The organism is Oceanobacillus sp. NCCP-135, from assembly GCF_059698015.1.
In genome coordinates this window covers 1-890 of record NZ_BAAKSZ010000078.1, presented here as the reverse complement: position 1 = coordinate 890, position 890 = coordinate 1, and the positions used below count along the sequence as shown (strand labels likewise).

Genomic DNA, 890 nt, shown 5'->3' with positions numbered 1-890 from the left:
ATTGAGCACATGCATATTGTAGCGTTTCTGAGCGATATATTTTCCCGTTGTCGGCGTAAATGATACTCGGTTTTCCTCGCCGTATGAGCGCCTCCCGTGTCACTTCCCGCAATCCATCAAACTTCTCAGAAATAAAGAATTGTGCGTAAGGAACGAGCCTGGAACAATCATCGATATATGCGATAAGAAACGTCTTTTTCATCTTTCCGTCAATTGGTATATAGGGACCATGCGATAGATCCGCCTGCCACAATACATTCACTTTATCATAGGCGAATCGTTTACGTTCTTTTTCCGGATGAAAGCTCATATGGTTTCTACCAGCCAGCTTATGTTTTTTCAGTAATCGGTTAATAGTGGCATAGGAAACTTGATTTTTAGTTATCTCTCCACGCTTAATCAATTGGTCATAGAACACACTGACTGGCATATGAAGCGATTCATTTCTTATTTCCAGAAGATGATCCTTATCATCTGGAGAAAGCCTCCTGGAATTGCCTCGATCCGAACGCCTTTTTGGCTTCAATGCATCAAACCCATTCCTTCGATAATGAAGAAGCCATTCTTGCATTGTTTTCGTTGCAATCTTTCGTTCTCCATAGTATGGAATTTGATGGATTTTCCCCTCCATTTCTTGAAAATAGTCCTTTGGCTCTATTTGTCCATTCAATAATGGCGCAATTAAGCCATAACGAAATAAAGCAATTTCTTCCCGTGTTTTTTCATTCATGAACTTTTCCTCCTTTTGATAGAAGGACAACCGGTTATCCACTGCCTTTATTCTACTTTTTCCGTCAATAGATTCATAGGCAAAATTTATGTGGGGTGGATTATATTTTTTTCGTTCGATAAATATGGTAGAATTAATTTGCCCATAAAATATGATGATA

Annotated in this window: 1 protein-coding gene; it reads right to left on the bottom strand. The window is 38.9% G+C overall.

The genetic code is table 11. The features are described from left to right. Positions 1 to 730, bottom strand: a 730-nt coding sequence (locus AC6HVZ_RS19595) for a helix-turn-helix domain-containing protein (RefSeq protein ID WP_497559796.1), incomplete at its 3' end; no start/stop codon positions are given. Between the last annotated feature and the right edge of the window lie 160 nt (positions 731 to 890).